This is a genomic window from Paenibacillus glucanolyticus NBRC 15330, from assembly GCF_004000885.1.
GTDB classification, from domain to species: Bacteria; Bacillota; Bacilli; order Paenibacillales; family Paenibacillaceae; genus Paenibacillus_AQ; species Paenibacillus_AQ glucanolyticus.
Window position 1 is genome coordinate 119249 of sequence record NZ_BIMC01000007.1, and the last position, 25738, is coordinate 144986.

24 protein-coding genes are annotated in these 25738 nt (G+C 50.0%); 8 read left to right on the plus strand and 16 right to left on the minus strand.

Annotated elements, in window-relative coordinates; all coding sequences use genetic code 11:
* Positions 1-143: 143 nt before the first annotated feature.
* Positions 144-1538 (minus strand): MATE family efflux transporter, encoded by a 1395-nt coding sequence (locus PGL02S_RS13145; protein ID WP_006207906.1) that lies wholly within the window; start codon positions 1536-1538, stop codon positions 144-146.
* A gap of 156 nt (positions 1539-1694) precedes the next feature.
* Between PGL02S_RS13145 and PGL02S_RS13150 the strand changes: the two genes are divergently transcribed.
* The gene (locus PGL02S_RS13150) at positions 1695-2564 is read left to right on the plus strand and encodes an AraC family transcriptional regulator (RefSeq protein ID WP_036643905.1); all 870 of its coding nucleotides are present in this window, start codon (positions 1695-1697) and stop codon (positions 2562-2564) included.
* Between the two features lie 188 nt (positions 2565-2752).
* Positions 2753-2905: a hypothetical protein gene (locus PGL02S_RS28180; protein ID WP_006207904.1), complete on the plus strand. Its 153-nt coding sequence runs from the start codon at positions 2753-2755 to the stop codon at positions 2903-2905.
* A gap of 117 nt (positions 2906-3022) precedes the next feature.
* Here the strand turns inward: PGL02S_RS28180 and PGL02S_RS13155 are convergent, their stop codons facing one another.
* The 12 genes from PGL02S_RS13155 to PGL02S_RS13205 form a co-directional block, all read right to left on the minus strand.
* On the minus strand, positions 3023-3574 hold the full coding sequence (locus PGL02S_RS13155; protein WP_036643908.1) for a hypothetical protein: 552 nt from the start codon (positions 3572-3574) through the stop codon (positions 3023-3025).
* Between the two features lie 143 nt (positions 3575-3717).
* Positions 3718-5301 carry a response regulator gene (locus PGL02S_RS13160; RefSeq protein WP_036643910.1) on the minus strand — a complete coding sequence of 528 codons (1584 nt, stop codon included), beginning with the start codon at positions 5299-5301 and terminating at the stop codon, positions 3718-3720.
* Positions 5273-7201, minus strand: a complete 1929-nt coding sequence (locus PGL02S_RS13165) for a cache domain-containing sensor histidine kinase (protein WP_006207901.1) — start codon at positions 7199-7201, stop codon at positions 5273-5275. Before PGL02S_RS13165 ends, PGL02S_RS13160 begins: the two co-directional genes overlap by 29 nt.
* 191 nt (positions 7202-7392) lie before the next feature.
* The gene (locus PGL02S_RS13170; RefSeq protein WP_173937123.1) at positions 7393-9057 is read right to left on the minus strand and encodes an extracellular solute-binding protein; all 1665 of its coding nucleotides are present in this window, start codon (positions 9055-9057) and stop codon (positions 7393-7395) included.
* 138 nt (positions 9058-9195) lie between these two features.
* On the minus strand, positions 9196-10077 hold the full coding sequence (locus PGL02S_RS13175; RefSeq protein WP_006207899.1) for a carbohydrate ABC transporter permease: 882 nt from the start codon (positions 10075-10077) through the stop codon (positions 9196-9198).
* Positions 10078-10099: 22 nt separating this feature from the next.
* Positions 10100-11095: an ABC transporter permease gene (locus PGL02S_RS13180; RefSeq protein WP_036643917.1), complete on the minus strand. Its 996-nt coding sequence runs from the start codon at positions 11093-11095 to the stop codon at positions 10100-10102.
* 310 nt (positions 11096-11405) lie between these two features.
* Positions 11406-11573 carry a hypothetical protein gene (locus PGL02S_RS28185; protein ID WP_164481468.1) on the minus strand — a complete coding sequence of 56 codons (168 nt, stop codon included), beginning with the start codon at positions 11571-11573 and terminating at the stop codon, positions 11406-11408.
* Between the two features lie 190 nt (positions 11574-11763).
* On the minus strand, positions 11764-12000 hold the full coding sequence (locus PGL02S_RS13185; protein WP_006207897.1) for a cold-shock protein: 237 nt from the start codon (positions 11998-12000) through the stop codon (positions 11764-11766).
* A 96-nt stretch (positions 12001-12096) separates the two neighbouring features.
* Complete coding sequence (gene cspD / locus PGL02S_RS13190; protein WP_006207896.1) at positions 12097-12297, minus strand: cold-shock protein CspD; 201 nt, start codon at positions 12295-12297, stop codon at positions 12097-12099.
* Positions 12298-12600: 303 nt separating this feature from the next.
* Positions 12601-13065, minus strand: coding sequence for a hypothetical protein (locus PGL02S_RS13195; protein ID WP_006207895.1), 465 nt, complete (start codon positions 13063-13065; stop codon positions 12601-12603).
* Positions 13066-13093: 28 nt separating this feature from the next.
* Positions 13094-14734 carry a cellulase family glycosylhydrolase gene (locus PGL02S_RS13200; protein ID WP_036643919.1) on the minus strand — a complete coding sequence of 547 codons (1641 nt, stop codon included), beginning with the start codon at positions 14732-14734 and terminating at the stop codon, positions 13094-13096.
* Between the two features lie 193 nt (positions 14735-14927).
* Complete coding sequence (locus PGL02S_RS13205; protein ID WP_036643921.1) at positions 14928-16109, minus strand: acyltransferase; 1182 nt, start codon at positions 16107-16109, stop codon at positions 14928-14930.
* Between the two features lie 170 nt (positions 16110-16279).
* Here PGL02S_RS13205 and PGL02S_RS13210 point away from each other — a divergent pair, with 170 nt between their 5' ends.
* The 6 genes from PGL02S_RS13210 to PGL02S_RS13235 all read left to right on the plus strand — a co-directional run bounded on the left by PGL02S_RS13210 (position 16280) and on the right by PGL02S_RS13235 (position 20719).
* Positions 16280-17029, plus strand: a complete 750-nt coding sequence (locus PGL02S_RS13210) for an amino acid ABC transporter ATP-binding protein (protein ID WP_036643923.1) — start codon at positions 16280-16282, stop codon at positions 17027-17029.
* Between the two features lie 100 nt (positions 17030-17129).
* The gene (locus PGL02S_RS13215; protein WP_006207891.1) at positions 17130-17939 is read left to right on the plus strand and encodes a glutamate ABC transporter substrate-binding protein; all 810 of its coding nucleotides are present in this window, start codon (positions 17130-17132) and stop codon (positions 17937-17939) included.
* 128 nt (positions 17940-18067) lie between these two features.
* The gene (locus PGL02S_RS13220; RefSeq protein WP_006207890.1) at positions 18068-18727 is read left to right on the plus strand and encodes an amino acid ABC transporter permease; all 660 of its coding nucleotides are present in this window, start codon (positions 18068-18070) and stop codon (positions 18725-18727) included.
* Between the two features lie 42 nt (positions 18728-18769).
* Positions 18770-19420, plus strand: a complete 651-nt coding sequence (locus PGL02S_RS13225) for an amino acid ABC transporter permease (protein ID WP_006207889.1) — start codon at positions 18770-18772, stop codon at positions 19418-19420.
* A gap of 211 nt (positions 19421-19631) precedes the next feature.
* Positions 19632-20129, plus strand: coding sequence for a hypothetical protein (locus tag PGL02S_RS13230; protein ID WP_036643927.1), 498 nt, complete (start codon positions 19632-19634; stop codon positions 20127-20129).
* A 155-nt stretch (positions 20130-20284) separates the two neighbouring features.
* Complete coding sequence (locus PGL02S_RS13235) at positions 20285-20719, plus strand: DUF6376 family protein (protein ID WP_036643928.1); 435 nt, start codon at positions 20285-20287, stop codon at positions 20717-20719.
* Between the two features lie 86 nt (positions 20720-20805).
* Here the strand turns inward: PGL02S_RS13235 and PGL02S_RS13240 are convergent, their stop codons facing one another.
* The 3 genes from PGL02S_RS13240 to PGL02S_RS13250 all read right to left on the minus strand — a co-directional run bounded on the left by PGL02S_RS13240 (position 20806) and on the right by PGL02S_RS13250 (position 25644).
* On the minus strand, positions 20806-21918 hold the full coding sequence (locus tag PGL02S_RS13240) for a hypothetical protein (protein WP_244892328.1): 1113 nt from the start codon (positions 21916-21918) through the stop codon (positions 20806-20808).
* 170 nt (positions 21919-22088) lie between these two features.
* The gene (locus PGL02S_RS13245; protein ID WP_036643930.1) at positions 22089-22715 is read right to left on the minus strand and encodes a nitroreductase family protein; all 627 of its coding nucleotides are present in this window, start codon (positions 22713-22715) and stop codon (positions 22089-22091) included.
* Between the two features lie 523 nt (positions 22716-23238).
* Entirely contained in the window at positions 23239-25644 is a 2406-nt protein-coding gene (locus PGL02S_RS13250) for a LamG-like jellyroll fold domain-containing protein (protein WP_063455978.1), read from the minus strand.
* Positions 25645-25738 lie beyond the last annotated feature (94 nt).

Genomic DNA, 25738 nt, shown 5'->3' on the forward strand with positions numbered 1-25738 from the left:
TCCTTCCACTTGGCCAATCACTTATAATACCCTGCCATGCCGGAGAAAAGTTTTCGATATTTATTTTTTTAGTATCTCACAAAAAAAAGGATACCTCGATGCCGCACGGCCGAAGTATCCTTTATCTATATTATATCCTAAAATTACACCTGTGCCGGTATCGGCTCGATTGGGGTCGTGTGATGGTTCATCGGCTCTGCCTGCTGCTCTGCCTTGCGCAGGTACTTCTGATTGCGCCAGCGGAAGTAAGACAGCGCACCTCTCAGATATTCGTCAGCGATCATGCACGAATAGATACCGATCAGTCCCCAGCCCATATGAACGCCGAGCACGTAGGACAGCACCGTGGCGACCAGCCACATCGAACCAAGGGAAATATACATCGTGAACCTCGTATCGCCCACAGCATTGAGCGAGTTGCCTAGTGCCATGTTGAGCATTTTGCCCGGCTGAAGAATCAGGTTCATGCCCAGCAGAGAGGCCCCGATTGCGATGATGGTCTGATCATTGGTAAACATGCCAAGCAGCTGCTTGCCGAATACAAACAAGATAAAGCCGTTAACAACAACATAAATCGTGCCGAAGCCCAGCGCGCGGTAGGCGCTTCGGTAGGCCTCCTTCGTACGTCCTGCCCCGAACAGATGGGCAATTTGAATTTGGGCGGCCATCGCGATGGACGAGCCAAGCAGGAAGCAGAAGGATTCGAGTGTATTCATATACGTGCGCGCAGCGAGCTCCGCAGCGCCAAGCGTAGCAATGAAGGTGTAAATGATGAGCTGCGAGAACACCCAGCAGGACATATTCACCCCGAGCGGCCAGCCAATTTTTAATACCTCGCCAAACAGCGGACGGTCAAACACTCGGAATTCTCTCCACTTGACCCGGTATTCAAACGAACGCAGGAATATATAGAGCAGCAGCAGCACAGCAAGCAGACGGCTGACCACCGTCGAAATTGCCACACCGGTTAGCCCCCACTGCGGGAAGCCAAAGGCCCCAAAAATAAAGCCGTAGTTCATAATCACGTGGATAATGTTCATCCCAATGGCTACGTACATGGGGGCTCGGGTGTTCCCGGTATTGCGAATGACGGTGCTCATCGTCGCCATCATGGCAATCAGCACCATGCCGCCCCCAACAATCGAGATATAGGTGCCGGCAAGTGGAAGCAGGTTCTCCGGCAATTGAAGCACAGCGGCAATCTGCTCAGGCACAGCAAATAAGATCACGCTGCATACGATGCCGATTAAGGTAGTCACACTTAGTGCCATAATCGCGATCGTTCGGGCATCCCCTGATTTGCTGGAGCCGATTTTTTGCGCAATGAGGATACCGGCACCGCTGGCAACTGTCATAAACAGCGTTGTCATCGCCTGAAAGAGCTGATTGGAGAAGCCTACCACCGCAACCGCGTCATCAGATATACGGCTAACCATCAATGTATCGACTGCTCCAAGCAGAAACTGCAGGAACAGCTCAATAAATATAGGCCACGCAAGGACCCATAGTGTAAATTTGCTTGTGTTTTTATCCAACATTCCAACCTCCACCCATGATGTAAGGGTTAAACACAATTCATGATAAAACGGTCTTTAACCTTCTCAAATTATAGATGGTATACTGGAGTTATAATATCATTTTCCGAACGAAAAATATAAAAATTCAAACCTCGAGGATCACGAAAGGGCTTTCCTATGACCATCCTGAATTTCACCGTTCCGCCGCTTCCGGAATATATCAATAGCGGTCTCACCCGGGCTCCCATCCATGGTGGACATCCCAACCGCAAGAACATCGGCATTTTCGATCTGCTCGTTGTCATGAAGGGTCGGCTTGATGTTACAGAGAATGGCAATCCCTATGAGATCAAACCGGGCATGTATCTCATCCTGCGGCCCGATACGCATCATTTTGGTACAAACGGATGTACCGAAGAGACCGATTATTACTGGCTCCATTTCCAGACCTCCGGGGACTGGCATGCCGACGAGACCGTCCAGGCGCCAAGAAAAGAGGAGGTGCCGGAGCTGAAAGCGATGGCGCCGAACTATTTTACCGTCAAAATCCCCCAGTTCGGCACCCTGCCTCAACCGGAGAAAGCCATGGAGCTTCTGGCAACCATGTCCTCGCTGGTTCAGTACGGCCATCAGGCCAAATTTTTATGGCGGCAGCAGGTGGTTTTTCAAGAGCTCATTGAACAGCTGGCCGCCGCACTCGATACGCCGGTATCCTCGCCTTCGTCCGCTTGCGCCGAACGGGCCGCAGCTTATTTGCGGAAGCATTATCGTGAGGAATTCAAGGTGCAGGAGCTTGGTGACCGCATCAACTTTCACCCTGTGTATATTGCGCGCTGCATGCAGAAGGAATTCGGCTGCTCGCCTGTTGAATATTTGCAGCGCTACCGGATCGAGCAAGCCAAGATGCTGCTGATGCAGACGGATTTCAATATCAGTCGTATCGCAGAGGAGGTCGGATTCAACCATGCGGCCTACTTTACCTCCTGCTTCACGAAGCAGGAAGGCATATCTCCGCGGAAATATAGACAGCGGTTCTTTATGAATTAAAATCATTTTCGACAAATTCGAGAAAGTGACTTGCATCCCGTGCGGGAAGTCTTTATAATGAGAATTAGCCACATGATAATGATTATCATTACCGGACAAGTGAGAATGTGTTGAGAATCTATGCAACACTTGAGGTTACACCTGTTTCGCTTGGAGAGTCTATAGATAAAAGGAGAGCCGATTGACTTATGAAAACGACTTCCCGCCGCTGTTCTCTGCAAATGGATGACTATCTGGACCTGCTGAATCTCGCCATCCAGCTCGGAGACGTGAAATGGCAGAAAGAAATCACCCGCAAAATGGAAATGACGCTGTCCATGCTGGAAACAGCCGCCCAGTAAATATAGAAGACACAAGGATTACATAATCCTGTATATAGGAAAGACACCCATCGCTAATTCCAGGCATGAACCAGGAACCCCGGTAAGGTGTCTTTTTTTGCTATGTATGAATGCCTTCTACTTGAGCGAATAACCATGAAGATCTTGCCCCAAACGTTTGTTAAGCGCTACCAATCCGTCGTAATTGGATATATTCAGCGTCACCTCGGCACCCTCCTGCGACTCTGGTACATAGTATACCTCGCTCATAAGGGAGAGCAGCGCTTCCGAATCCCGCATGATGAGAGCGTACTTATCCTCGTCAGCTTCCAGGAAACGACCGTTCTCTGCGTAGCTGTCCCGAATGCTATCCGACAAGGTCAGCATCTTCTCCGCAATCGGGTTTAACAATGAAGAATGGACAGCCTTATCCGCCGTCCTGGAGTATGCTTCAATCGCCGCAAGCTTCAATCGAACCTCCGCCAGGCGCGCTTCATGAAGCGGCATCGACTTCAGCTCCAGGATGTCGGTATAGTGGCTCCATATTTGAGCAAGAGACGTCCCCAATACGCTTTGCAGGGTCATTCTCGCCCCCTGCTCCATCCTCTTCTGATGCTCAAGCACAACAACGGTACATACAACAATTAAGGCTACAATCCATACCCAGACCCATTTGGCCGATTTCGACATGACACACCTCCAACTCTATTTATTTTACCATAAAAAGGATAAAGCAAGAGGTTGGATATCTCCTCTCACTTAAAACATCCCGCCATTTTCCAAGCGCAGAAAACGGCAGGATGATAGGGGATGCACAGGAAATGGCAGCCAGGCTATCCCTGCTGCAGCCCGGCATCCGTCTGAACCTTAATCCGGAATTCATGCGGCGAGATCCCTTCAAGCTCCTTGAACACACGTGAGAATTGCTTGATGTTCTCAAACCCGACGGCTTTGCCTATGTCTGTAAGCTTCAGTGTCCCATCCTGGATTAGATCTTTGGCCTTGGCAATCCGCAGCTTCTTGAGAAAGACCACAAAGTTCTCGCCCGTATGAGCCTTGAACGCTTCACTGAAATAGGAATAATTCAAAGAAACATGATTGCTGACCATCGCCATATTAAGCGGTCTATGGAAATTCTCCTCCATGTAACTCACAGCCGCTTTGATCTCGGAATGCTCGCTGTGGGCGGAGCGGATGCCCTTGATGTATTCATTCACGTTAAGCAGCAGATGCTCCAGATTTCTGAAATACGCGTGAAAATGACGGTAATTGTCCATCGTGCCTACCTTGCGGTACAGCTTCAATACCTCCACCATAGACTCCCCGTAAATTCGAAACACTTCATCCAGTACCTGTTCATTAATCCGCTTGCTGACCTGCTCCAAATAATCAATGGCTACATGCGGCATATCCTCGATATGAAAAATATCCAGCAGCAGCGCCTTGATCTCACGCTCGCGTTCTGTACCCAGCATATTGCCCAGCTTGCGGATATCCTCCTCCGGCACCGGATAGGTATGCAGCGCTCCCTGAATATCGTCATGACTCATCAACTTAACGTTAGGATGTATGAACGTATAATTCATCGCGGTCAGGGCTTGCTTGTAGCAAGCCCGGATATCTTCCACTCGGAAACCCTCGCAGCTGATCCCTACGAAGAGCCCGTCCATCTCTCGCTCGGTAAACTGCCGTGCAAGCTCCTCGAATAAACCGTCCGGGCTCCCGATCAGCACAACCTTTCCTGTGCCGTCCAGGAAGCAAGCACTGATTCGCCCTTCGACAGAAGCCATTATATGATCAATCAGTTGCTTGAGCTCATTCTTGTTCATGGCATTGCCGTCTTCATACTTATACTTCATCACTGCAAGTCGGAACGGCTTCATAAACGTATCAAAGCCGATCTCTTTCGCCGCAGCTTCCATATCCTTGAGGGAACCTTCCGGCTGCTCTAACAGCTCCTTCAGGCGATGGGCCTGCAGCTGCTGAAAATACACCTCGCTGGCCGCCATTCGTTTATGCACATCCGCCTGCCAGAGCAACGCTTCTTCCGTCTTTCTCAGCGCGGCGAACAGTTCATCCCGGCGGATCGGCTTAAGCAAATACTCCTTCACCTGATACCGGATCGCTGCCTTCGCATATTCAAAATCATCATAACCACTTAAGATTAGCACGATGGGCTTAACCCCCAGTGTGCTCTCCAGCTCAGTAAATGCCTCAATCAGGCGAATCCCGTCCATGACCGGCATCCGGATGTCTGTAATTACGATATCGGCCGGCTGCTCATGAAAGGAATCCAGCGCTTCCTGTCCCTGTGCAGCTATCCGGATATCGTATTGATCCGGGAACTCCCGTTCAATCATCATTTTCAGTCCATGCCGGATATTCTTCTCATCGTCTACGATCATCAGACTTCTCATGTCCACTGCCTCCTCCTGTTAAAAGAACCTTAGGGAACGTCATGGTCACCTGCGTGAATATTCCTTCTTCGCTCTTCACTTCGAGTCCATAATCGTTTCCGTAGAACAACCGGATTCGCTGGTGCACATTCCGAAGTCCGATTCCTCCAGCCTGTGCCCCTCCCCTTCCGTAGTCCCCGGATGGAAGGTCTTCATTGTCAACCGTGCGCAGACTCTCACCCAGCCTGCCCAGTCGATACGGCTCAATACCGATCCCGTTATCCGTTACGTTAATCGTAATTCGGTCCTCTTCCCATGCAATCACGTTGATCTTAACCCGTTTCTCCTGATCCAGCGCCTCTGGCCAGGCATGCTTGACGGCATTCTCCACAATCGGCTGCAGTGACATCTTTAGCACCTCAAGCTCCATAAACTCAGACGGTATGTTAAGCTCAAGCCATATCGGTTCATCAAAACGGATATTCATCACATCAATATAATTGCGGATATGACGGATCTCATCCCTCAGCTTCACGTACTCTCCCGACCACTTAAAGTTGTAGCGCATCATCCCGCCGAGCGAGGTCAGCGCGTCCGAGATCGTCCGCTGCCCTTCAATTTCCGCCAGCATCTTAATATTTTCAAGTGTATTGTACAGAAAGTGGGAGTCAATCTGACTATGCAGCGTCCGAAGCTCTGCCTCCTTGGTCACCGCTTGCTTCCTTACCCCTTGGGCAATCAGTTCGTTAATGGTTCGGATTAATTTGTTAAAATGATGCGCCAGCTCTCCAACCTCGCCGCCGCCCTGTATGGTCAGGCCCGCAGTGACTTCCCCTTTGCGGACTCTTTTCATTGCCTCCGTTAAACGCCTCAAACTCTTCAGGATGATGGAATTCATGTAGTACGTAATGATCGACAGCAGAATGATCAGCAGGATATTGGCTGCTATAATCTGCCCCTGGGCTTTGGATACGTTATTCAGAGCCCCTTCCAGCGACACGACATTCAGCACGTAAGCATGAAGCCGCTCCACCGGCGTTGCAATCAGCAAGAACGAGGAACCATTCACGCTGAATTGCGCATGCACCGTTTTTTCCAGATCATCGGCCTGCTGCCTCAGGTTAGCGAATTGGACCTCGACCTCTTCCCGCAAGCCCTCATGGCCGGTCATGAACGATTGGCTTCTGTCCATGAACAGCTGCCCCTCCTGATCTACGATCATCATCTGTGAGCTTTCATCCAGGATACCGGCAAAGGTCTTCGGAGCAAAGTACTTGAGCAGCATATCAACCTGGACCACTCCGCTGTAACTCCCGAGATGGACCTGACGGATCAAGGATACCTTTGGCAATTCCTCGGACACATCCGCTGCGTAACGCTGTAAAATATCAGGGTCACGGTGGTTGAACACCCATAGTTCCCCACCGTTTAATTCCTTGATTTTAGAAAACCAGGGCTCACCGACAATCCGATTCTCCTGAAATATAATAGGCCACATCTCCGTAACGTTCGGATTATCCGTAAATAAACGAAGGTGGGTGATGTTAGGGTTGTTCGTCTGAATTCGCTGCATGTCCTTAAATGGCCCCCAAGCCAACTCAATCAGCCATGCCGGTTCGGGTTCTTCACTCAACCGCAGATACTCCTTGATTCCATCATCCGAAATCGACAGCTGTGCAGCCATTTCGATCGCCTCAATCTGGTTAAGCATGTTCATCTTCTCGATCTCCAGCAGGAATGAGTTCTGGTTCAGCGCATCGCTAATATAGGTCTCCCGAATCTGCTTGAAAAAATAGTTCGACACGATGATGCTCGGAATGAGCAGAATCAATATATAGGCAGCAACCAGACGGCTCTGCATGGACCTGCGGCCAAACCAATAAGTAAACGATTGAATAAGCGATGCCATTCGTTTCACCATGACTGTCACATCCCGTTTTATGTAATGAACATACCCTAATCCAGAATGGACAAGGACAACAGCATCAGCCGATCGGATACAAATCCTATATTATCTCGTGATGCGACAAAAGGCACCCTATTTCGACAAAATCGAGGATAGGGTACCTTAAGCCTTCATTCTGTTCATCTACCAGATCGTAAACGAAATCCTTATTGCAGGAATTCCTCAAGCTTCTTCACGTTCTCTTCGTATTCTTTCTGTCTGTATTCATGTACTTTGGCAAATCCGAGCGATTCGCGTTTTTCCAAATAACCGTTCCAAATCTGATCAAACTCGGCATCGGTTTTGGCAAAGATCAGCTTCGGCAGTATTTTACCCCACTCGTTCATGACCTTGTCATTTATAATGCCTTCCTCAGAACTTGCATCCGGGTCCAATTGGTCAAATTGCGAGAAGCTTTCCGTTTTGCCGCGCGTCCAGTCTTCCAGCTGCTTGAACGGCTCTACAGCCGGAGGTGCCCAAGCAGGCGTAATATTGGTATCCATCAGCATCCAGAAGGTATGGGATGCTCCGTACTTCTTGTCGAACGCTCCGCGGTCGCTGTTCAGCAGCTGCGCAACTTCAGGCAGGAACTGGTCTTTGCCGTCAATCGTATCCCATGTTACGCCTTTTTCGCCAAGGTAGGTGTCACGCTGTCCTTCTTCGGAGATCAGGTAATCCAGGAAGCGGATGGCACGTGCTTTGTCCTTTACGTTCTTGGAGATCAATGTAACCGTCCAGCCGGAAATCGATGGACCGGACAGGGTCGGCTGATCCAGATTGGAGTTGGCCGGTCCGTCAACCGCGATGTACACGGAGTTCGGATCATTAGCAAACAGCGCGTTCTGCTGGTTCGCCATATCACTGCGCTGGTAGAGCATCGCGAAGTAACGGCCCTGTGCCATCTTTTCTTCCATTTGCGGACGTTTATCCACAAAGATATCTTTGGACATCAGTCCCTTTTCATTAGCAAGACGCAGGGTCTTGAGCCATTTTACATATTCCGGATCTGTCGTGCGGTCATTCAGCTTTCCGTCCTTATCCTGTGGAATGGCCAGAAAGTTCTGCAGGTAGCCTTCCAACGAGCTGTTGCCTTTTTCATGGAAATCATGCAGACCAAACGGAATGAGCGGCTGCCCGTTCACATCCGGGAACATTTTCTTGGCGTCCTCAAGCGCTTTCAGGAAACCTTCCGGTGTGCGCATCTCCGGGCTTCCAAGCGCCTCATACATGTCTTTACGTACCAGGAACGTTTGGTTCGACGTGATGTTGTCGCCAAACTTCTCATAGTCCTTCGGTGATGAGGAAGCATTCGGATAACCGTAGATGTTGCCGTCATCCTTCGTGTACCATGACACTTTTGCAGGGTCGGATACTTTATAGAAATACGGATCATACTGATCGGCCAATTCGTTCAGCGGCAGGACCAGATCGCCTTCAATCATTTTTTTGACAGCGTCTTCATACCATCCCAGCGTAATAAAATCGGGCAAGGTACCGGATGCAATCATCGTATTCATCTTCTCGGCTTCGTTCCCCGCCGGTACGATCAGGTTAAGATTCACCCCGGTCTTCTTGGTTACGTATTGGGAAGTAATATCCTCGCCCCATTTGTTCGGGAACCAGGCAAAGTTGATGTACCAGTCAAACGTAATCGGTGAAGTGTCAACTTGCCACCCCGGCTGATCCTGAGTCAGTTTCACTTCTTCTGCCGGTTTTTTCTCCTCTTTTTCCGACGCGCTATTATCACCGCCGGACGAGCATGCTGTTGTAAAGGCCATGACCAGTGCGAACATCAACAACAGAAGGCTCTTTGGCTTAAGCATCTTGCTCATGTGTTTTCCCCTTTTCTTATTTAAAAATATGATTATATAGAACTCCCGCCGGATGTGGCAAGAGAAGCTACCGCCTGTATTATATCTCTCTCCTTCCGGATTTCTCCGGAAGATGGGAGAGGAAAGCTTAACACCGACTTATCCCTTAATGGAACCAATCATCATCCCTTTGACGAAGTACCGCTGCAGGAACGGATATACGAATACAATAGGCGCAGTGGTCACCACCATGGTCGCCATTTTGATTGATTGCGATGTGACCGTCTTGGCGACACCGCCCGGAACCTGGGCCATCATCTGGTTGGAACTGGATTGAGCCACAACCTTATACAAATACGTCTGGATCGGCTGCAAATCCGTATTGTTAATGTAGATAACCCCGGTGAAATAATCGTTCCACTGGAACACCCCATGAAAAAGCGCGATCGTCGCGATAACCGGCATAGACACTGGCAGCACCACCCGGAGGAAGATCGACCAGTCGTTGGCTCCGTCAATTTTTGCTGCCTCCTCCAGGCCATCCGGGATTTCCCGGAAGAAGGTCATGAAGATGATCAGATCGAAGAAGCTGAACATTGCCGGAATGATGTATACCAGGAAGCTGTCCAGCATGTTTAAGTCCTTGATCAGCAGATAGGTAGGAATGAGGCCCCCGCCAAAGAACATGGTCACCGTTCCCATCAGAATATACAACTTGCCGCCAATCAGGCCTTTACGGGAGAAAGCATACGCAACCATTGCCGTGAAGAGGACGTGGATCAACACGCCGATCACGGTTTTGGCCACGGTAATTCCCATGGCGGTCATGATGCCGGAGCTCTGAAACACCGCGCTGAAGTTCTCGAAGCTGAATACCCGCGGCCACCAGTAGATACCTCCGCGCATGGCATCCTGCCCGTCGTTGAAGGCATTCACCAGCACGTACCAGATCGGGTATATCGTCAAAAAGCATACAATCAACATGCCGAAGTTGTTGAATATATCGAAGAAGGCTTCGCCTTTGGTTCTGCGTTTAAGCATGGAATTCCCGTCTCCCTTCCCGTTAGAATAGTGATGTGTCGTTCAGCTTTTTGGTAACCTGGTTCGCGATCAGCAGCAGGATAATAGCAATGACGGACTTGAACAGTGCGACCGCTTGCGCGTAGGAGTAACGTCCGTTCTGCATCCCGGTGTGGTACACGAAAATATCGATTACGTTACTCGCGCTTTCATTAAGCGAGTTCCGCAGCACCAAAATCTGATCGAAGTTGGAATTGAGCACACCACCGACCGCCAGAATGAAAAGAATGGAGATGGTCGATTTGATACTTGGAAGCGTAATGTACCACATCTTCTGGAACCGTCCTGCACCGTCAATCGTGGATGCCTCGTACATTTCAGGAGAAATGCTGGCGATGGCTGCCAGATAGATGATTGCAGACCAACCAAGCTCCTTCCATATATCCGAGGTGATGATGATTCCCCAGAAATATTTCGGTTCGGCCAGATACGTGATCGGCGCATCAATAATATTCAAAGCCAGCAAGATATTATTGATAATTCCGATGTCGGCAAGCCAGGTCATCAGAATGCCGCCCAGTATAACCCATGACAAGAAGTGAGGCAGATAAGAGATCGTTTGGATTGTTCTCTTGTAGCGAACAGACCGAATCTCATTCAGGAAAAGCGCAAAGATAATCGGAAGCGGAAAACCGATGAACAGCTTCAGCAAGCTGATGCCGAGTGTGTTCCGCATGACGTTCGTAAAGTCCTCGTCCGAGAAAAACTCCTTAAAATGCTCCAGCCCAACCCATGGGGCCTCGCCAATGGACTTCACAATGTTGAATTCTTTAAATGCGATGATGACACCGTACATGGGAATGTAGTTAAAGATGATCATCCACACAATGCCGAGCAGTGCCATAATTTGAAGATGTCGTTGACCGTAGAGCTTTCGGAGCCATCTTTTTCTATCAAGTTTCTTCTGATCCTGCGCAGAAGGTTCCCTCGATGGACCGACACCGGTTTCGGAAACGTCGGCATGAAGTTGATTTTGCATGGTTATGACCTCCAAGTTGATCCTATCAGATTGAAAACCCTTACATTCTCTATGTTTCTATTGTAGATCGTACTTTCCCTGCATGTAAGGTTTCAGATTTCGTTTCAAGGGGCTCATTTTTCGGGTAAACTCCCTCGATGAGAGCCCTTGTCCTCCCCATAACACAAAAAAAGGCATGAACAGCAGCTTCAAGAGCTGTCATTCATGCCTCAATCCTGCAAATGAATCCTGCTATCCGTGATCTAACCGATCACGTCAGCAGCATTATCCGCTTTTTTCCAACGTATATCAAACGGTTTCCCAGTTAATCCTATTTGTTTTCCTCACGCTGTTCCTGTTTACTCTCGTGTTCCTGTTGATACTTCTCACGCATCAGCTTCTGCATGATGAATTTCTCCTGATCGTTCAAGCCGCCTTGGTTCTCCTGAATGATCATGTTGTCGATGTTTCGCTTCAGTACCTCGGTTTGCGTGTTCAATACATTTCACTCCTTTGAATTTTGCGACCCCTATGCTGCGAAATCACTCTGAGCTCAGAATGTTAAGGGTACACATATTACTAACCATTCTCCTTCCAATGAAACAGAAATAGACGGATTTACCATAAAATCCGAAGGTAGCTTCAAGAAGAATTCGTATTTGCCCAGCGCTTTCTCTAGGTATTAGCTGCTATTTGCGTTCGATCTGAATCCCCTTAGCCAGAGATTTCTGTTGTTTATTGGTATTAACAAGCTGCGGCAGACTTCTCGATTCCTTGACCATAGGGGAATGACACAAATGGCATACCGGTTCCGTGTCGAACGCAAAATCGTCCCGCATCCACCCTTTGCAGTCTTCCTTTGTGCATGCCCAAACTTCCGTTATTTCTTCAGGAATACTCTCCATCGAGTTTTTACGCGAATACATGAACGCTCCTCCTTATTTTCGTCTTAGAAAACAGAAACGCCGTATAAAAGAAAACTGCCCTTAATGTCTCACATTAAGGGCAGTTTTCAATTGTAATTACAATTTAACAACGTTCTCAGCTTGTGGTCCACGGTTTCCTTCAACAATGTTGAATTCAACGCGTTGGCCTTCGTCAAGCGTTTTGAAGCCGTCGCCTTGGATCGCGCTGAAGTGAACGAATACATCGTTACCGCCTTCAACTTCGATGAAACCAAAGCCCTTTTCAGCATTAAACCATTTAACAGTTCCTGTTTGCATGGGGGAATCCTCCTTGATATATATTTACATGACCTTTTTTCTTCGCAGACGGAATAAAAAAATTCACATATTGCACAAGGTTACCAGAAATGACAACCCTCTACAATATGTGAATTCAGGTCGATTTCGATATTCATATCTTAACACATCTGGCCGCCGATAGCAAATACCAAACCAAAAGATTCTGCGTAAAATTATAAGCTGCCTTATTCGGCATCATTCCGATTAACCACAGCGAGGCATATACAACTCCCGGCATATGCCGGGAGCCATATATAGAGCCTGTATTTCACAAGGAAACGTTTACTTGAGCAGTTCCTCAATCGTTTCCTTCCACCGCCCCAGCACTTCATCCGGGTCGTGCAGCTGGATCTTCACCGCCGAGAGAATGTCGGCATATTTCGCGATATCCTCGCGTACAGCCACCACTTCGGCGGCAAAACGCTGCCGAGGGTGCCGGGCATCCGGCAGATCGGGAAGTGCCTGAAGCCGCAGCCGAACATAGTGGGCTGCTCCATCATGAATAGCCACCAGGGTTGCCTGACCTGAGCGCAGAAGGTTCCCGGTTGTCACCGTCCCCGGCCAGAGCGCAAGTCTAAGCCTGCTCCGGTCCAGAGCGACAATCTCTCCTACGCTTATCATCGCCGTATGCGGCCACAGATCTTCCGTTACACTAAGCAGCATCATTGCCGTGCCCTGCTTCGATTCCAGATCGGAGCCGTCCAGCCATTGGTACAGCCCTTCTGATATACCAGCCTGCTCTGTCACAGCCGCATCTCCCCTTTACCATCTAAATTCAACGGGATTCCGAGAACTCCAGCCAATCCAGCTCGATTACGCCTTTGTTCACCATCATCACCACATCGACCGGTCCTTCCTCGACCGGCATAGCCTCAGTCAGCTTATATATTTGCCACTGCCATTCACCGGACTCCGATAACGAGATAACCTCAGGCTCCCGCTCCCCTACCTGAAGCATGATGTCTACGGAACCCGTCGGAAGCTGCGCCCGAATGTCCAGATCGAAGACGCCTGCTGATGCGCTTAGCGCATCATAAGCGAGCCAATCCCCCTCCTGGAGCTGCACGCATACCAAGTTATCCTCTACCCATGGCTTGCCGCCTTCCGGTGCATAACTTGGTTTTTCCATCTTGCCTGTAATCATCCGCATCGGAACACCGTCACGAACCCGAAAGCCGATATCCTGCCTGGCCTTTGCTCCAACATGGTAAGAGAGGCCCTCACCACGATATCCGTAAAACTCTGCCGGGATCTGTATGGGCAGCTGGCGCAGCAGGGACCGGGACACGTTCGGATAGGCATCACATGCTTCCAGCGGAAGATGATCCAGGTATTGGCCCAGAATAGCCTCCGCTTCGGCAGGAGATGGCTTCGCTCCACCTTCCAGATAACCCGTCAGTTGATCCCAGCCCTCCGGCATTCTGATCGAGAACGGCGAGTTTTGAGTGTTCATCTTCTTCCAAGTCCAGAAGTTCCAGGATATATTATGGTCCTCGAACATCCGAAATGCCCCCGTGTACCACTGCGGGTTGTTCTCGCCGCCCTCCCCCATGAAGATCGGCACATTCCATTCCTCGCGCAGATCAAGATACTTCTGAATGCTCTCCGTATCGGGATTATTCCAGTACTTATGGAATTGCAGCATGAGGTTGTCATCAAATTTATCGTCGAAAATACTCCAGTCCGTAGACCAGTGCACTCCTTCCAAAATAATCATATGCCGCTTGTCCACTTCGCGTATCGCTGCGGTGATCTCCTTGTACAGCGGCATCACCCGGTCATTGTACTCGCTGAACCAATCCGGCAGCGGCTCATTGAGCAGGTCGTAACCGGCAACGATCCATTCGTCTTTATAGCGCTCGGCCAGCATCCGCCACAGCGCCACGGTACGCGCTGCGTTCAGCGGGTCGGTGAACAGCTCCGGTAAATCCCGCTCGGAATCGTCTATATTCGCACCCGTCTGTCCGCCAGGTGCGCCGTGCAAATCCAGAATAACATACAGCGAATACGTCCTGCACCAATCGATGACCCGGTCGATCATCTTCAAATGACCTTCGTGATATGCAAAAGGCGGCTGCTGCCCCTCCTCCATAATGAACCTGGCATTGATTGGCACCCGAATCGAGTTGTAGCCCTCATGGGCCATTTGACGAATATCAGCTTCGGCGATATACCGTTCATAATAGGTTTCCCAGAACGCCGATGCCTTCTCCTCTCCGATCAGATCTTTGACCATGCCTTCGATGCGCCGCGGACGGTCTCCCTGCTCCGGCAGCTTCCACATATATCCTTCCGGCAACAGCCAGCTTCCCAGTCCGACGCCCTGCAGCAAAATCTCCTGACCATCCCCATTAATAATTCGTTTGCCATCCGCCTTAATGAAACCGCTTACCATTTGATTTCTGCTACCACTCATATTGCCATTCCCTCGCTTTCATGTATGTAACGAATGTGGTTGACCTGTGTTTAAAACAAAATATAACATGACATTCGGACAGCTTAACCTCATTCCGAAAATCAGGGAGTCATTCTGAAATATCGCCACCTGTAGCCAAAGAAAAAGGCGCTCTCCCCTGCCGAGGAAAGCACCTTATTAAATCCACAGATTTCTACGATGATGTCTCTGTAAGAGACGGCGCCTGAACCGGTGACCCCGTAGCTCGTCCCGGCCGCAGGTTTCCCGGCAGCTTGCCAAAGAAGATCCATGTCCAGCGGCCAAGGCGGCTGATGCTGTATACCACCATGTACGAAACGGCCAGCGCACTGACCAGCCCCCCTGCATACCACGCCAGCAGCAGCCAGGAGTTCTCTGTATGGGGAGGGAAATCCCGGTAGATCAGCAAAACCAAAGGATGAACCAGATAAATGCCGAAGGAATATACCCCGATCCGCCTGAATCCGTTCAGCCACCACGCACGCTTATTCCCGAAGCTCAGCGCTACTTGGAGCATAACCAGCGCGGTCGTTAATGTGTGTACATTCCAGAACGCATCGTAGAGCAGCGGGTGATATTCCATGCCCAGCAGCCGCTGATTGTATCGAAGACCTATATGCACCAGCGCGGCGCCCAGCCACACTGCCCAAAGCGCGACCCAGCCCAGCTTGCGCAGCGTTGGCGTTGCGGTCCCCTGTGCTGAAGTCAGCCAATCTTTTACCCGGTCATAATAGATGCCAATCCATGCCCCGAGAAAATAATACGACAAAAATGACAGCGACCAGCTGTTGCGGTTGGTCACGTCCCACCAGGCATCATTGCCGAGATAGAACAGCCATTGCAGTACGATGCCCACCAGCACGCTCGACGCCGCGAAGCCGCGGAACCGCTTCAGCAGCATCAGCACCAGCGGGAACAGCACATAGAACTGAATGTTAATGAAGATGAAATATAAGTGCGTGTAAGATTTTCCCGTCAACAGCTTGGGCCAGAAGCTCTCCAGCATCGCTGCTAGATTCGACTCGCCCCCGCGATGATACCAGGCCACGGTAAAGAACAGAATCGAGAACAGCAGATACGGGACCAGAATATACATCAGCCGGTTCTTGAAAAACCGCGCAAGATCGCTGCCCTTGAACGGACGATGGTAATAGTTATAGAACAGCACAAAGCTGCTCAGGAAAATAAATGTTGTCGTTCCGACCTTCGAAAAAATGTTCAGGAAGTTATATAAGCCAAAAAAATCGTCCCCGCGCATCTGAACTGTGGCGAATGAAGTTGCATGCACCATCAGCACACCCATCATCGCAAAGCCCCGAACCAGGTCGATTTCGGTCAATTTTGCACGTTTATCCATGTTGCCTCCTTCATCCTAATGACGCACCCTATTATATCTCACTCCCCACCGCTTGGATACTAAATTTTCCTAAAAGTGGCATGGAACAAGCTCCCTTTGCCATACCAGTGTAAAAAGGGCCTGGCACCAAGACAGGACAAAAGCTTACATGCCTGCAGCGTCATTTTAAAGTGAATAGGAGGGGATTTCTACTGATCGAATTCAGCCGAGTCAACAAATTTTTCGGAACCTTCCATGTTCTGAAAGAAATCGACCTGACCATTTCCCAGGGGGAAGTCGTTGTCATCGTGGGGCCATCCGGCTCCGGAAAAAGCACGCTGCTGCGCTGCATCAACCGGCTCGAAGGCATAAGCGATGGCGAGCTTGTTGTGAATGGAGTCAAGCTTCATGACCGAAAGATCGACATTAATAAATTCCGACGGGATATCGGCATGGTGTTCCAGCATTTCAATCTGTATCCGCACAGGAAGGTAATCGACAACATCATCCTTGCACCCATGAAGGTGCTGGGAATGACCAAAGCGGAAGCCACGGAAAAAGCGATGACGTACCTGCAGCGGGTCGGGATTGCGGACAAAGCGGACAGCTATCCCTCCCAGCTCTCAGGCGGCCAGCAGCAGCGGGTTGCCATTGCCCGCGGATTGACGATGAACCCGAAAATCATGCTGTTTGATGAACCAACATCCGCACTCGACCCGGAAATGATAGGCGAAGTGCTGGATGTCATGCGTTCGCTCGCTCACCAAGGCATGACCATGGCCGTGGTTACGCATGAGATGGGCTTCGCCCGTGAAGCCGCAGACCGGGTCGTCTTTATGGATGAAGGGCGCATCATTGAGGATGCCGCTTCCTCCGAATTCTTCAATCAACCGCGGGAAGAAAGAGCCCGGGCATTCCTGAGTCGTCTGCTGCACCACTAACCGCCGACCATGGATGAAACTCTGCTACGTTTACGGCTAGCATAACCGCTTTCAGTAGAACCGGCTGTGAGAAATTATATCTTTGAGGGGGATCTGAAGTATGAAGAACAGGTTTACAAGGAAGTTCCGATGGAGCGCGGCGATTCTGTCGCTAATTATGATGCTGATCGCATCAGGATGCGGAGGCTCCGGCAATACAGACACCCTGGATGCCATCAAGAAACGGGGCAAACTGGTGGCGGGCGTGAAATATGATACGAAGCTGTTTGGACTTCAGGACCCGGCCACCGGCAATGTGGAGGGTTTTGATATCGACATCGCCAAAGCGCTTGCCAAGAAGATTCTTGGTGATGAAACCAAAGTCGAGCTGAAGGAGGTTACCTCCAAAACGCGGATCGATATGCTCAAGAACGGGGACATCGATATCATTATCGCCACCATGACCATTACGGAGGAACGCAAGGAACAGGTGGATTTCAGCGATGTGTATTTTGAAGCTGGCCAATCCTTGCTGGTGAAAAAGGGCAGCCCCATTACAGGACTCGAAAGCCTGAACAAGGATACGAAGGTACTCACCGTGAAGGGCTCCACCTCCGCGCAGAACATCCGTGAGAAAGCCCCTGACGCCGTAATCCTGGAATTCGAGAATTACCAGGACGCCTTTACCGCTCTCAAAGCAGGGCAGGGTGATGCCCTGACCACCGACAATTCGATTCTGCTCGGCATGCAGCAGCAGGACCCCAGCTTTGAACTGGTCGGCGGCAACTTTACAGATGAGCCATACGGCATGGCAATCAAGAAAGGGAATCCCGAGTTTGTGAAAACCGTTAACGAGCTGTTGAAGGAAATGAAGGACAGCGGCGATTACGACAAGCTGTACGAACAGTGGATGGGCGTTAAACCGGAATAACTGTCACATGTAATGGCCGGGTCGGTTCCAGAAGACTTGCTTCTAATGATAAGGGATCTCCCTTAGGGAGGGGACCTTCTCTTCCGACCGGCCCATCAATTTTAATCCCCAATTGGAGGTGAGGCATTTTGACCTTGTGGGATTTTAACATTCTGGTTGAGCATTGGGATCAATTCATGGCAGGCCTGGGTCAGACTATTCTGGCCAGCCTGTTCGGGCTGATTGGCAGCTTGGTGCTGGGCACACTCATTGCCATTCTGCGCATTGCCCCATTCCGCATACTAAAGGCCATCGGTGCCATCTATGTGGAGTTTATCCGCAACATTCCGCTCCTGGTGGTTGTATTTTTCTTTTTCCTGGGTCTCCCTGCTCTGGGTGTGCCGGTTGATCCGTTCACCTCAGGGACGCTCGGATTGATGGTGTATACAGCGGCCTTCATCGCTGAAGCCATTCGGGCAGGCATTCAGGCGGTACCGTCAGGACAGACCGAGGCCGCACGGTCCTCCGGGCTGAGTTATGTCCAGAACATGCGCTACATCATTCTTCCACAGGCGGTCAAAATCGTACTCCCGGCTATCGGCAATCAATTGATTAATTTAGTTAAGAACTCCTCTGTTTTGGGCGTTATCGCAGGACTCGATCTGATGTATTATGCCGATCTTATTAATCTAAGCACCTTTAAGGGCATACCTGTCTACACGTTTGTAGCCCTGTTCTATCTTCTCCTGACCGTTCCGCTCAGTCTGGCCGTCCACTACATGGAGCGCCGATTTGCGAGAAGCAATTGACGTTAACACGAAGTTCGCCTATTAAACAGGAGGTGGCATGAGATGGATTTTATCGGTGCGTACTCCTGGCCGAATCTGCGATATCTCCTTCAAGGCTTTTGGATCACGGTGCAGGTTGCCGGCTTATCGATTATATTCAGCTTCATTATTGGAACCGTACTCGGGACTGTAAGGTATACGCGAACCCCCTTCCTATCACGGACAACGGCCTTTTTCGTGGATATAATCCGCAACCTGCCGCTGCTGCTGATCATTTTCTTCATCGGCATGGTGCTGCCGCAGACAGGGATTCGCATTCCAACCTTTTGGGCGGCTGTGGTCGGGCTGAGCATTTTCGAAGGGGCCATGATAGCGGAGATTGTCCGCAGCGGTCTTGTATCGGTAGATAAAGGCCAGATCGAGGCGGCACGGGCCTCGGGTCTCTCTTATATGCAGACATTGAGGCATGTGATTCTCCCGCTGGCACTGCGCCGAATGTCCCCGCCCATGGTCAGCCAGTTCATTTCGCTCATTAAGGATACTTCGCTCGCTGTCATCATCTCGCTGCCTGAGCTGATGCGTAACGTGCAGATTCTAAGCGGCTCCAGCTATTCCTACGTTATACCGGCCCTTGTCTTTGCATCGCTATTGTACTTCACGCTGAATTATCTTCTGTCCATCATCGCCAAACAGCTGGAAGCCAGGCAAATTTAACCCTGATTTCAGTTCTTGGGTCATACTATCGTTATTGACCACCAACCGATTTTCGGGAATGAACTCCAGCTCCGCAGGCCGGCCGGCTTGCGGAGTATTTGGCTTAGCGTGAAACAGTTACATCCCTTACCATTTTCATAAAGCTGCAACAATGCCCCTATCGGACACGTCTACATATATATCCATCTCCCAATAAAAGGAGCACTCCAAAATGAAAAAGGGCATCCTCATTGCGGTCAGTCTGTCCCTCGTTGTCGGATTATGGCTTGGCATCGATAACACCAAGGTTTCTGCGCTATCTTGTGCGGAGCCTAGAGAGGTTACCGAGGAGTTGAAAATATCAGACGCGGTATTTAGGGGCACCTTGACCTCATCTAACCCCGAAGCCGACATGTCCAAAACCCATTATGAGTTTCAGGTATCCGAATGGTGGAAAGGAGAGCATACCTCCTCCACCGTCAAGCTGTATTCCAATGGCTGGGAATCCTTCGAGCCGGGCAAAGAATATATCGTATTCGTGGACAAGAGCGAGAAGAGACTCAAACCCCGTCTATGCGGAAATACCGGTCTTTCCTCATCCGTTGACGTTACGGCTTTGGGTGAAGGCATTCTGCCGGAGAAACTCGTCCAATCATCCGGTAATCCAAGGCCTGACGGTCTTCTTCAAGTTTTCATGGAATGGATCCGTGATCTGCTGGGCAAAATCTAACCCCCTTCTCTCGCTAACCCATTCCTCGGAAATCCAGCTGTCCGCCTTTTTCACCAGGGAACCCCCAGCCTCATCCTTATAAAAAAATACAACCATTGTCTGAGTCATCCGTATACAACCTATAAGAACTTGCTGTTTATACAGGAGGATGAGAGATGATCAAAAGATTATTGTTAATTTCACTTGTTCTGGGTGTCCTCTCCGGCTGTTCATTGGTGGACAATGTGAACAATTCGCTGGATTACACTCAAGAAGCAACCACTTTTATGAATGAGGCTGCCCAGTTCGCCGAGTCCATTCCGGAACTCGCACAACAGGCTGCAACAAATGCAGACGCTCAGGAAACGCTAACCAAGGAACTTGAAGCGATGAAAACCCGAATCTCGGAGTTTAACGGGATTGAAGCTCCTGCCTTTGCGCAGACGATCCATGAACAGCTTGTCGCATTAAACGACACTTTGCTAACGGACATTAACGGCTACATGGATCAAATCCAGAACGGGGTCACCGATTTCCAGAACTCCAACATCGCTCAGACCATCAATAAAATAAACGAAACCATGGATAAACTCCAAAATCTTCAGCCGTGATGGTTCCTTCCATTAAAACATGGAACCCCTGCTCTTCATGAGCAGGGGTTCCTGTGCTGTACTCGATTATGTAGGTAGTTAGTCCATCATCTGAAAAATGATTCCAAATTGGCTGTAAGCACCTGCCTCACCACATACCGGCTTTCGTCCCCGCCGGGAGCCATGACCCAGTATGTTCCCTGATAACTTGCTTCACCCTCCGAACCCCAAGCCACAATGAATTGCCAGGCTGAACCAAAACGCTTATCGAATTCCACTCTATAATTTTCGGCAATGTTCTCCTTTGAAACAGGTTCGATCCGGACATGCTGTACGCTCTCAAAAGACTTCATCCATTCCGTAAACTCCACCATGTCCTGGACATAATGACCGGAGAAATAACCTTCGGCACCCCCCGATATGGCGTAAAAGGTCTCCTGATCCTCGGCTTGAGCCGCCTGATACAGCAAAGAAACCGTCTGCACCGGGGTCAAGACAGGCATCTTCGCTTTCGCTGCCAGAAATGCCCTGTCTTCCGCGGTATGACGAATTTCCACAGCAATGAGCTCCTCCATCGCCGCCTCTCTGCCAAGCTCGTAAGCTCCCGGGTAAATCGTGGATTGCTCTACCACTTTAAGCCCATCCGTGAACGCCGTCACGAACCACAGGTTGTGGTCCCCCTGACTGAGCTCCTCCAGCACAATCTCGGCCTGACTGCCGTACGTAATCGCAAGCAGCTGGCGGCTTGCCTGATCCAGAATCTCTTTATCGAAAACCATGAAGCGTTCCGGCCGCACTTCCCGTTTGCCGGCCTCTTCGATTAATACCTTCAGCTTGGCCGGGGAAATCCGGACACTCGGAATGTCGGCATGCTGGAAATACGATTCGGAATCGTCAGCCTGAAGCGCCTCGTACATTCGGAGAACCGCCTCAATCGGATTCCTGTTGGTATCCCCTTTTGGCTCGGACCCTTGCTCCGCCTGGCGATCGACTTGTTCTTCTTGCCGGAATGCCGTACGCACCGATTCCTTAGCCGATGCTGACGTCTCCGATTCTTCTCTGACGGACTTCCCGGCATTCGGTATGGAGGCAGCGGACGTTGGCTGCACAGATGATGGCTCCTCCTTGCTGCAAGCAGCTGTTAACAGGATCGTCAGTACAGCCAAAGCAAGAGTCAGTCCATACTGCTTATACAGCTTGCCGATATTCAATTCATTCACCCCCTATATATAGATAATGACCCCACTGTATTTAGGATTTGTACTGCCATCTATCTCTTTATATTCATCATCGTCATTCCGCAAGGGAATGTTTATTGTTATAAGCAAAAAAGCTCCCGCCTCAGATCTTGAGACCTTGAGTGAGAGCTCTTACGCGTACCCTGGATAACTTAAAACTGATTATAGCTTACAAATTCCAATACCGGCTTGCGGTAGCCGCGGGGGCGGGGCTTTCTGGTATCCTCCTTGCCGATGGCAATCAACATCGCAGGTACGTAGGAATTCGGAACATTTAATGTCTTCCGCAAAACTTCAGGATCAAATCCGATCATCGGGCAGGTATCCCAGCCCTTGTCCTTGGCTACCATCATCAGCAGCATCGAGGACAGGCTTGCATTACGAATGGCCTCTTCCCTCATAAAAGCGTCTCCGCCCGCTTCATAGAAATCCGTCACCGATTCAACCGTCATATCAAACTCCAGTTTATCGATCACTCCGAGGTTCAAGAAACCCTCATTCATTCTTCCGATGTCCTCATAGGCGAGCTTGTTTCCAAACACAACGATGACGGCAGAGGCGGTGTGGATCTTGTACTGTTTGTGGGCCGCTTCGTAAATTTGGTGCTTGATATCGGGATCCTTCACCACAACATAATGCGTGTGCTGTAAATTAAACGCCGAAGGAGCGTATTTAACCTCATTAAATATTTCATTCAAATCCTTGTCCGGAATTTCGATTCCTTCAATAAACAGATTAGCCGACCTCCGGCTCTTAATCAACGATGTCAGATCACTCATATCTATACAACTCCTAATTCATCCTATTAATTATAAAAAATACAGCATCCATCAAATACAGTTCGAATTCATAACTATTCGCTGCAGCCCGGTGCAAGTTCGGTCTTCATATGCATGGGTTTCATCTGATCGCCAGTTCCCATTCTTATTATTTTCTACCTTTATCGTTTATATTGAAGTTATGTACATCACACTTGCCCTTGCTCTTTAGTTGCGTTAATTAAACCATTTACAAGGTTAACTATGAGGCATTCGCCAAAACTTACCACTTTCAATCCACTAACTTTTATATAGTTATTTATCTTGATTTAAAGATATATGATTATCCCCTATCTGTCAACCATTATTTAACTACTCATACCGGCTACCCCATCCGCTGTTTGGCAACCATGGAAGTCTGTTTCCTAATGCCTGGCAGCACTTCATCACCCGTAAATTCAAGTCAAAAAAAGCGTGCAGACATTGTCTGCACGCCATCAACTTGTAAAAAAGGAGATACCCCTTGGATAAGGATCATCGCCCCCTATTCCGCCAGCTTTTTGATCTCCTCTACGGTCAGGGCCTTGTTATAGATCCGTACCTCATCCAGACTGCCGTTAAAATAAGGATCGGCCGCAAACCGGCTTCTGCCCAAATAAACTTCCGTTGCCAGCAGCTCGTTCGGATTCAGCTTCATATAGTCTCCTGACGCAACGACTTGACCATTCACGTACAGCTTGCCTGTATCTCCTTGCAAAGTGACTGCAACATGAGTCCATTCATTGGTCGGCAATGGTACGGCAGACAAGAGGCTCTGATCTCCACCACTTCCATGCAGCGTAAATTGCAGCACACCGGAGTGCTGGGATGGCGTCAGGAACATATGCCGGGCCAGTCCGTTCCCTGCATCCAGCACTCTCTGCCACGGAGCTCCTCCCTTCCAATATACCCAGGCCGCAAAAGTAAAGTCCTCGGTATCGGTCACCTGATTTGGCAGCTCAATATAGCCATCCGTGCCGTTGAACTCCATCCCGCTGCCTTGCCGGCTCTGCTCGTTCCACTGGACGCCTCCAACCACCTTGCCATGAAATCCATTAGCTGAGCTGTCTAACACCGCATTGCCCTTATTCTCACTGAATGGGTAGTTCAGCAGCAGCGGACCTGCCGGCTGCTGCAAGACGTTCACTTCAAAGGCTCTGGAAGCCTTTGATTTGCCCTTTGTAATTTGAGCGGTCAATGTAACCTTGGCATCCCCTGTCCCCGCAGCAGGGCGCTTCACCTTACCGCTTGCGGTTATAACTTCCGGATGAGAGGAACTCCAGCCAATGACCGTTCCACCCGAAGCCTGGGAAGGCAGGGTCAGATCGTAAAAAATACCGCTCACGTCCCCTATGGACAGGTCCTTCTTCACTGCATTCACCGTCTCCTTATCACTCCGGTCAAGCTGACGCGCGCCCCACACGGCCGCTCCATCCGCTGAAAGAGCCGTAAAGGTCATCACCTGCCGCTTCGCATCAGGGTCCCACTGCTCGGCGAGCACCCCTGTATAACCCACTCCATCCAGCGTAAGCTGCACATCCCGTTTTCCGCTGATCTTCCATGTGCCCGCTGCTCCGCCCGTGACTTTGCCGTTCTTATGAAACTCAATGGATACGGATTCTTTCATTGCTGCTGAGATATCTTTGCCGTGATGAATCAGCTTGTATTCTCCAGCCGCATCATTCGGCGTAATCTTATGGTTATGCTTCGCTTCCTCGCCCGCGTATCGGTATGGTGCCGCTACAGGCCAACCCTCCTCATTCATGTACAGTTCATGCACCCGAATCTCATGCTCTTCTCCCCGCAGCGGGAATCGGCTGTGAAAAATAAGAAATGTTCTTCCGCTCCGCTCATCATAATAAACGGAGTTATGTCCTGGGGATACGGCTCCCGTTCCGATTCCCGTTCCCGGATCACCAATCAAGCGTTGAAACAAATAGTTTCCCATCAGCTTCACGCCGTACGGTTCAATCGACCGGTCATCAAAAAGCGGAAGCGCAGGATCCGCCTTCACCTCTCTCATATCGTTGCCTTCTGCATCGTAGAAGGGACCATTCGGACTTTTTGAACGAACGACCCGCATATTGTAACCTCCAGCCGCATCCAAGCCGCCGTACGAAAGATACAGATAATAATAGTCCGTCTCCGGGTTGTAGAGCATGTACGGCCCTTCAATCCGGCTGTGATTGCCGCCGAGCAGCTTCTTGCCATATCCCTGTCCAGGCAGCGGCTTGCCTGTCTTGGCATCCATCTCCATAATGAAAATGCCGCCGGAGTATGAGCCGTATACCATCCACAGCTTGCCGTTCTTATCAAAGAATACATCCGGATCTACCACGTTCGGGTGCTTGGTGGCATCATAGACGGTTCCATCCTCACTGATCTCATCCCACATGCCGGATTTCAGAATAATGCCCGTGTCCTTATAAGGTCCCTCGATCTGGTCTGCAACCGCGACCCCCATAGCGGATCGCGGGGAATCTCCTTTGCAGGCGTTGTAATACATATAGAATTTGCCGTCAGCCAGTTGAATCACATCCGCTGCCCACAAGGTATCGCTCTGCGCCCAGGCGAGTGTCTCCTTCAGTTCCTCCGTTACATTCGGGATCAACGGGTTGCCGTTCGTGACTCCCGATGCAACCATATCCCAATTCATCAGATCCTTCGATTTGGCCGCAGCCAGATGGGAACCGAACACATAATATGTATCCCCGGTCTTGATGACGGACGGATCATGAACGGACGCTTCCCGAAATACAGGCGTCTTATCTGCCTTCTTGCTTGCTCCCGCCTCAGCGTACACATCCGGACTGCTCACCACCGCCCCCTGACCCATAGAGGTTAACCCCCCAATCAATAAGGCTGCAGCCAAGCTTGCAGCAGCCGTCTTACGCAGCATGTTCTGGTGCATGCGATTCTCCCTTCATTTCATTTTTTGTAAACCCTTTCACAAATAAAAACCAAGAAGATGTAATTTTTGAAGCTTTGTTCATTTGATTCAAAAT

What these genes read in the sequence shown, in the direction of transcription:
- PGL02S_RS13145 (WP_006207906.1), bottom strand. Translation starts at nt 1,538, where the DNA reads ATGTTGGATAAAAACACAAGCAAATTTACACTATGGGTCCTTGCGTGG.
- PGL02S_RS13150 (WP_036643905.1), top strand. Translation starts at nt 1,695, where the DNA reads ATGACCATCCTGAATTTCACCGTTCCGCCGCTTCCGGAATATATCAAT.
- PGL02S_RS28180 (WP_006207904.1), top strand. Translation starts at nt 2,753, where the DNA reads ATGAAAACGACTTCCCGCCGCTGTTCTCTGCAAATGGATGACTATCTG.
- PGL02S_RS13155 (WP_036643908.1), bottom strand. Translation starts at nt 3,574, where the DNA reads ATGTCGAAATCGGCCAAATGGGTCTGGGTATGGATTGTAGCCTTAATT.
- PGL02S_RS13160 (WP_036643910.1), bottom strand. Translation starts at nt 5,301, where the DNA reads ATGAGAAGTCTGATGATCGTAGACGATGAGAAGAATATCCGGCATGGA.
- PGL02S_RS13165 (WP_006207901.1), bottom strand. Translation starts at nt 7,201, where the DNA reads ATGGTGAAACGAATGGCATCGCTTATTCAATCGTTTACTTATTGGTTT.
- PGL02S_RS13170 (WP_173937123.1), bottom strand. Translation starts at nt 9,057, where the DNA reads ATGAGCAAGATGCTTAAGCCAAAGAGCCTTCTGTTGTTGATGTTCGCA.
- PGL02S_RS13175 (WP_006207899.1), bottom strand. Translation starts at nt 10,077, where the DNA reads ATGCTTAAACGCAGAACCAAAGGCGAAGCCTTCTTCGATATATTCAAC.
- PGL02S_RS13180 (WP_036643917.1), bottom strand. Translation starts at nt 11,095, where the DNA reads ATGCAAAATCAACTTCATGCCGACGTTTCCGAAACCGGTGTCGGTCCA.
- PGL02S_RS13185 (WP_006207897.1), bottom strand. Translation starts at nt 12,000, where the DNA reads ATGTATTCGCGTAAAAACTCGATGGAGAGTATTCCTGAAGAAATAACG.
- cspD (WP_006207896.1), bottom strand. Translation starts at nt 12,297, where the DNA reads ATGCAAACAGGAACTGTTAAATGGTTTAATGCTGAAAAGGGCTTTGGT.
- PGL02S_RS13200 (WP_036643919.1), bottom strand. Translation starts at nt 14,734, where the DNA reads ATGAGTGGTAGCAGAAATCAAATGGTAAGCGGTTTCATTAAGGCGGAT.
- PGL02S_RS13205 (WP_036643921.1), bottom strand. Translation starts at nt 16,109, where the DNA reads ATGGATAAACGTGCAAAATTGACCGAAATCGACCTGGTTCGGGGCTTT.
- PGL02S_RS13215 (WP_006207891.1), top strand. Translation starts at nt 17,130, where the DNA reads ATGAAGAACAGGTTTACAAGGAAGTTCCGATGGAGCGCGGCGATTCTG.
- PGL02S_RS13225 (WP_006207889.1), top strand. Translation starts at nt 18,770, where the DNA reads ATGGATTTTATCGGTGCGTACTCCTGGCCGAATCTGCGATATCTCCTT.
- PGL02S_RS13230 (WP_036643927.1), top strand. Translation starts at nt 19,632, where the DNA reads ATGAAAAAGGGCATCCTCATTGCGGTCAGTCTGTCCCTCGTTGTCGGA.
- PGL02S_RS13235 (WP_036643928.1), top strand. Translation starts at nt 20,285, where the DNA reads ATGATCAAAAGATTATTGTTAATTTCACTTGTTCTGGGTGTCCTCTCC.
- PGL02S_RS13245 (WP_036643930.1), bottom strand. Translation starts at nt 22,715, where the DNA reads ATGAGTGATCTGACATCGTTGATTAAGAGCCGGAGGTCGGCTAATCTG.
- PGL02S_RS13250 (WP_063455978.1), bottom strand. Translation starts at nt 25,644, where the DNA reads ATGCACCAGAACATGCTGCGTAAGACGGCTGCTGCAAGCTTGGCTGCA.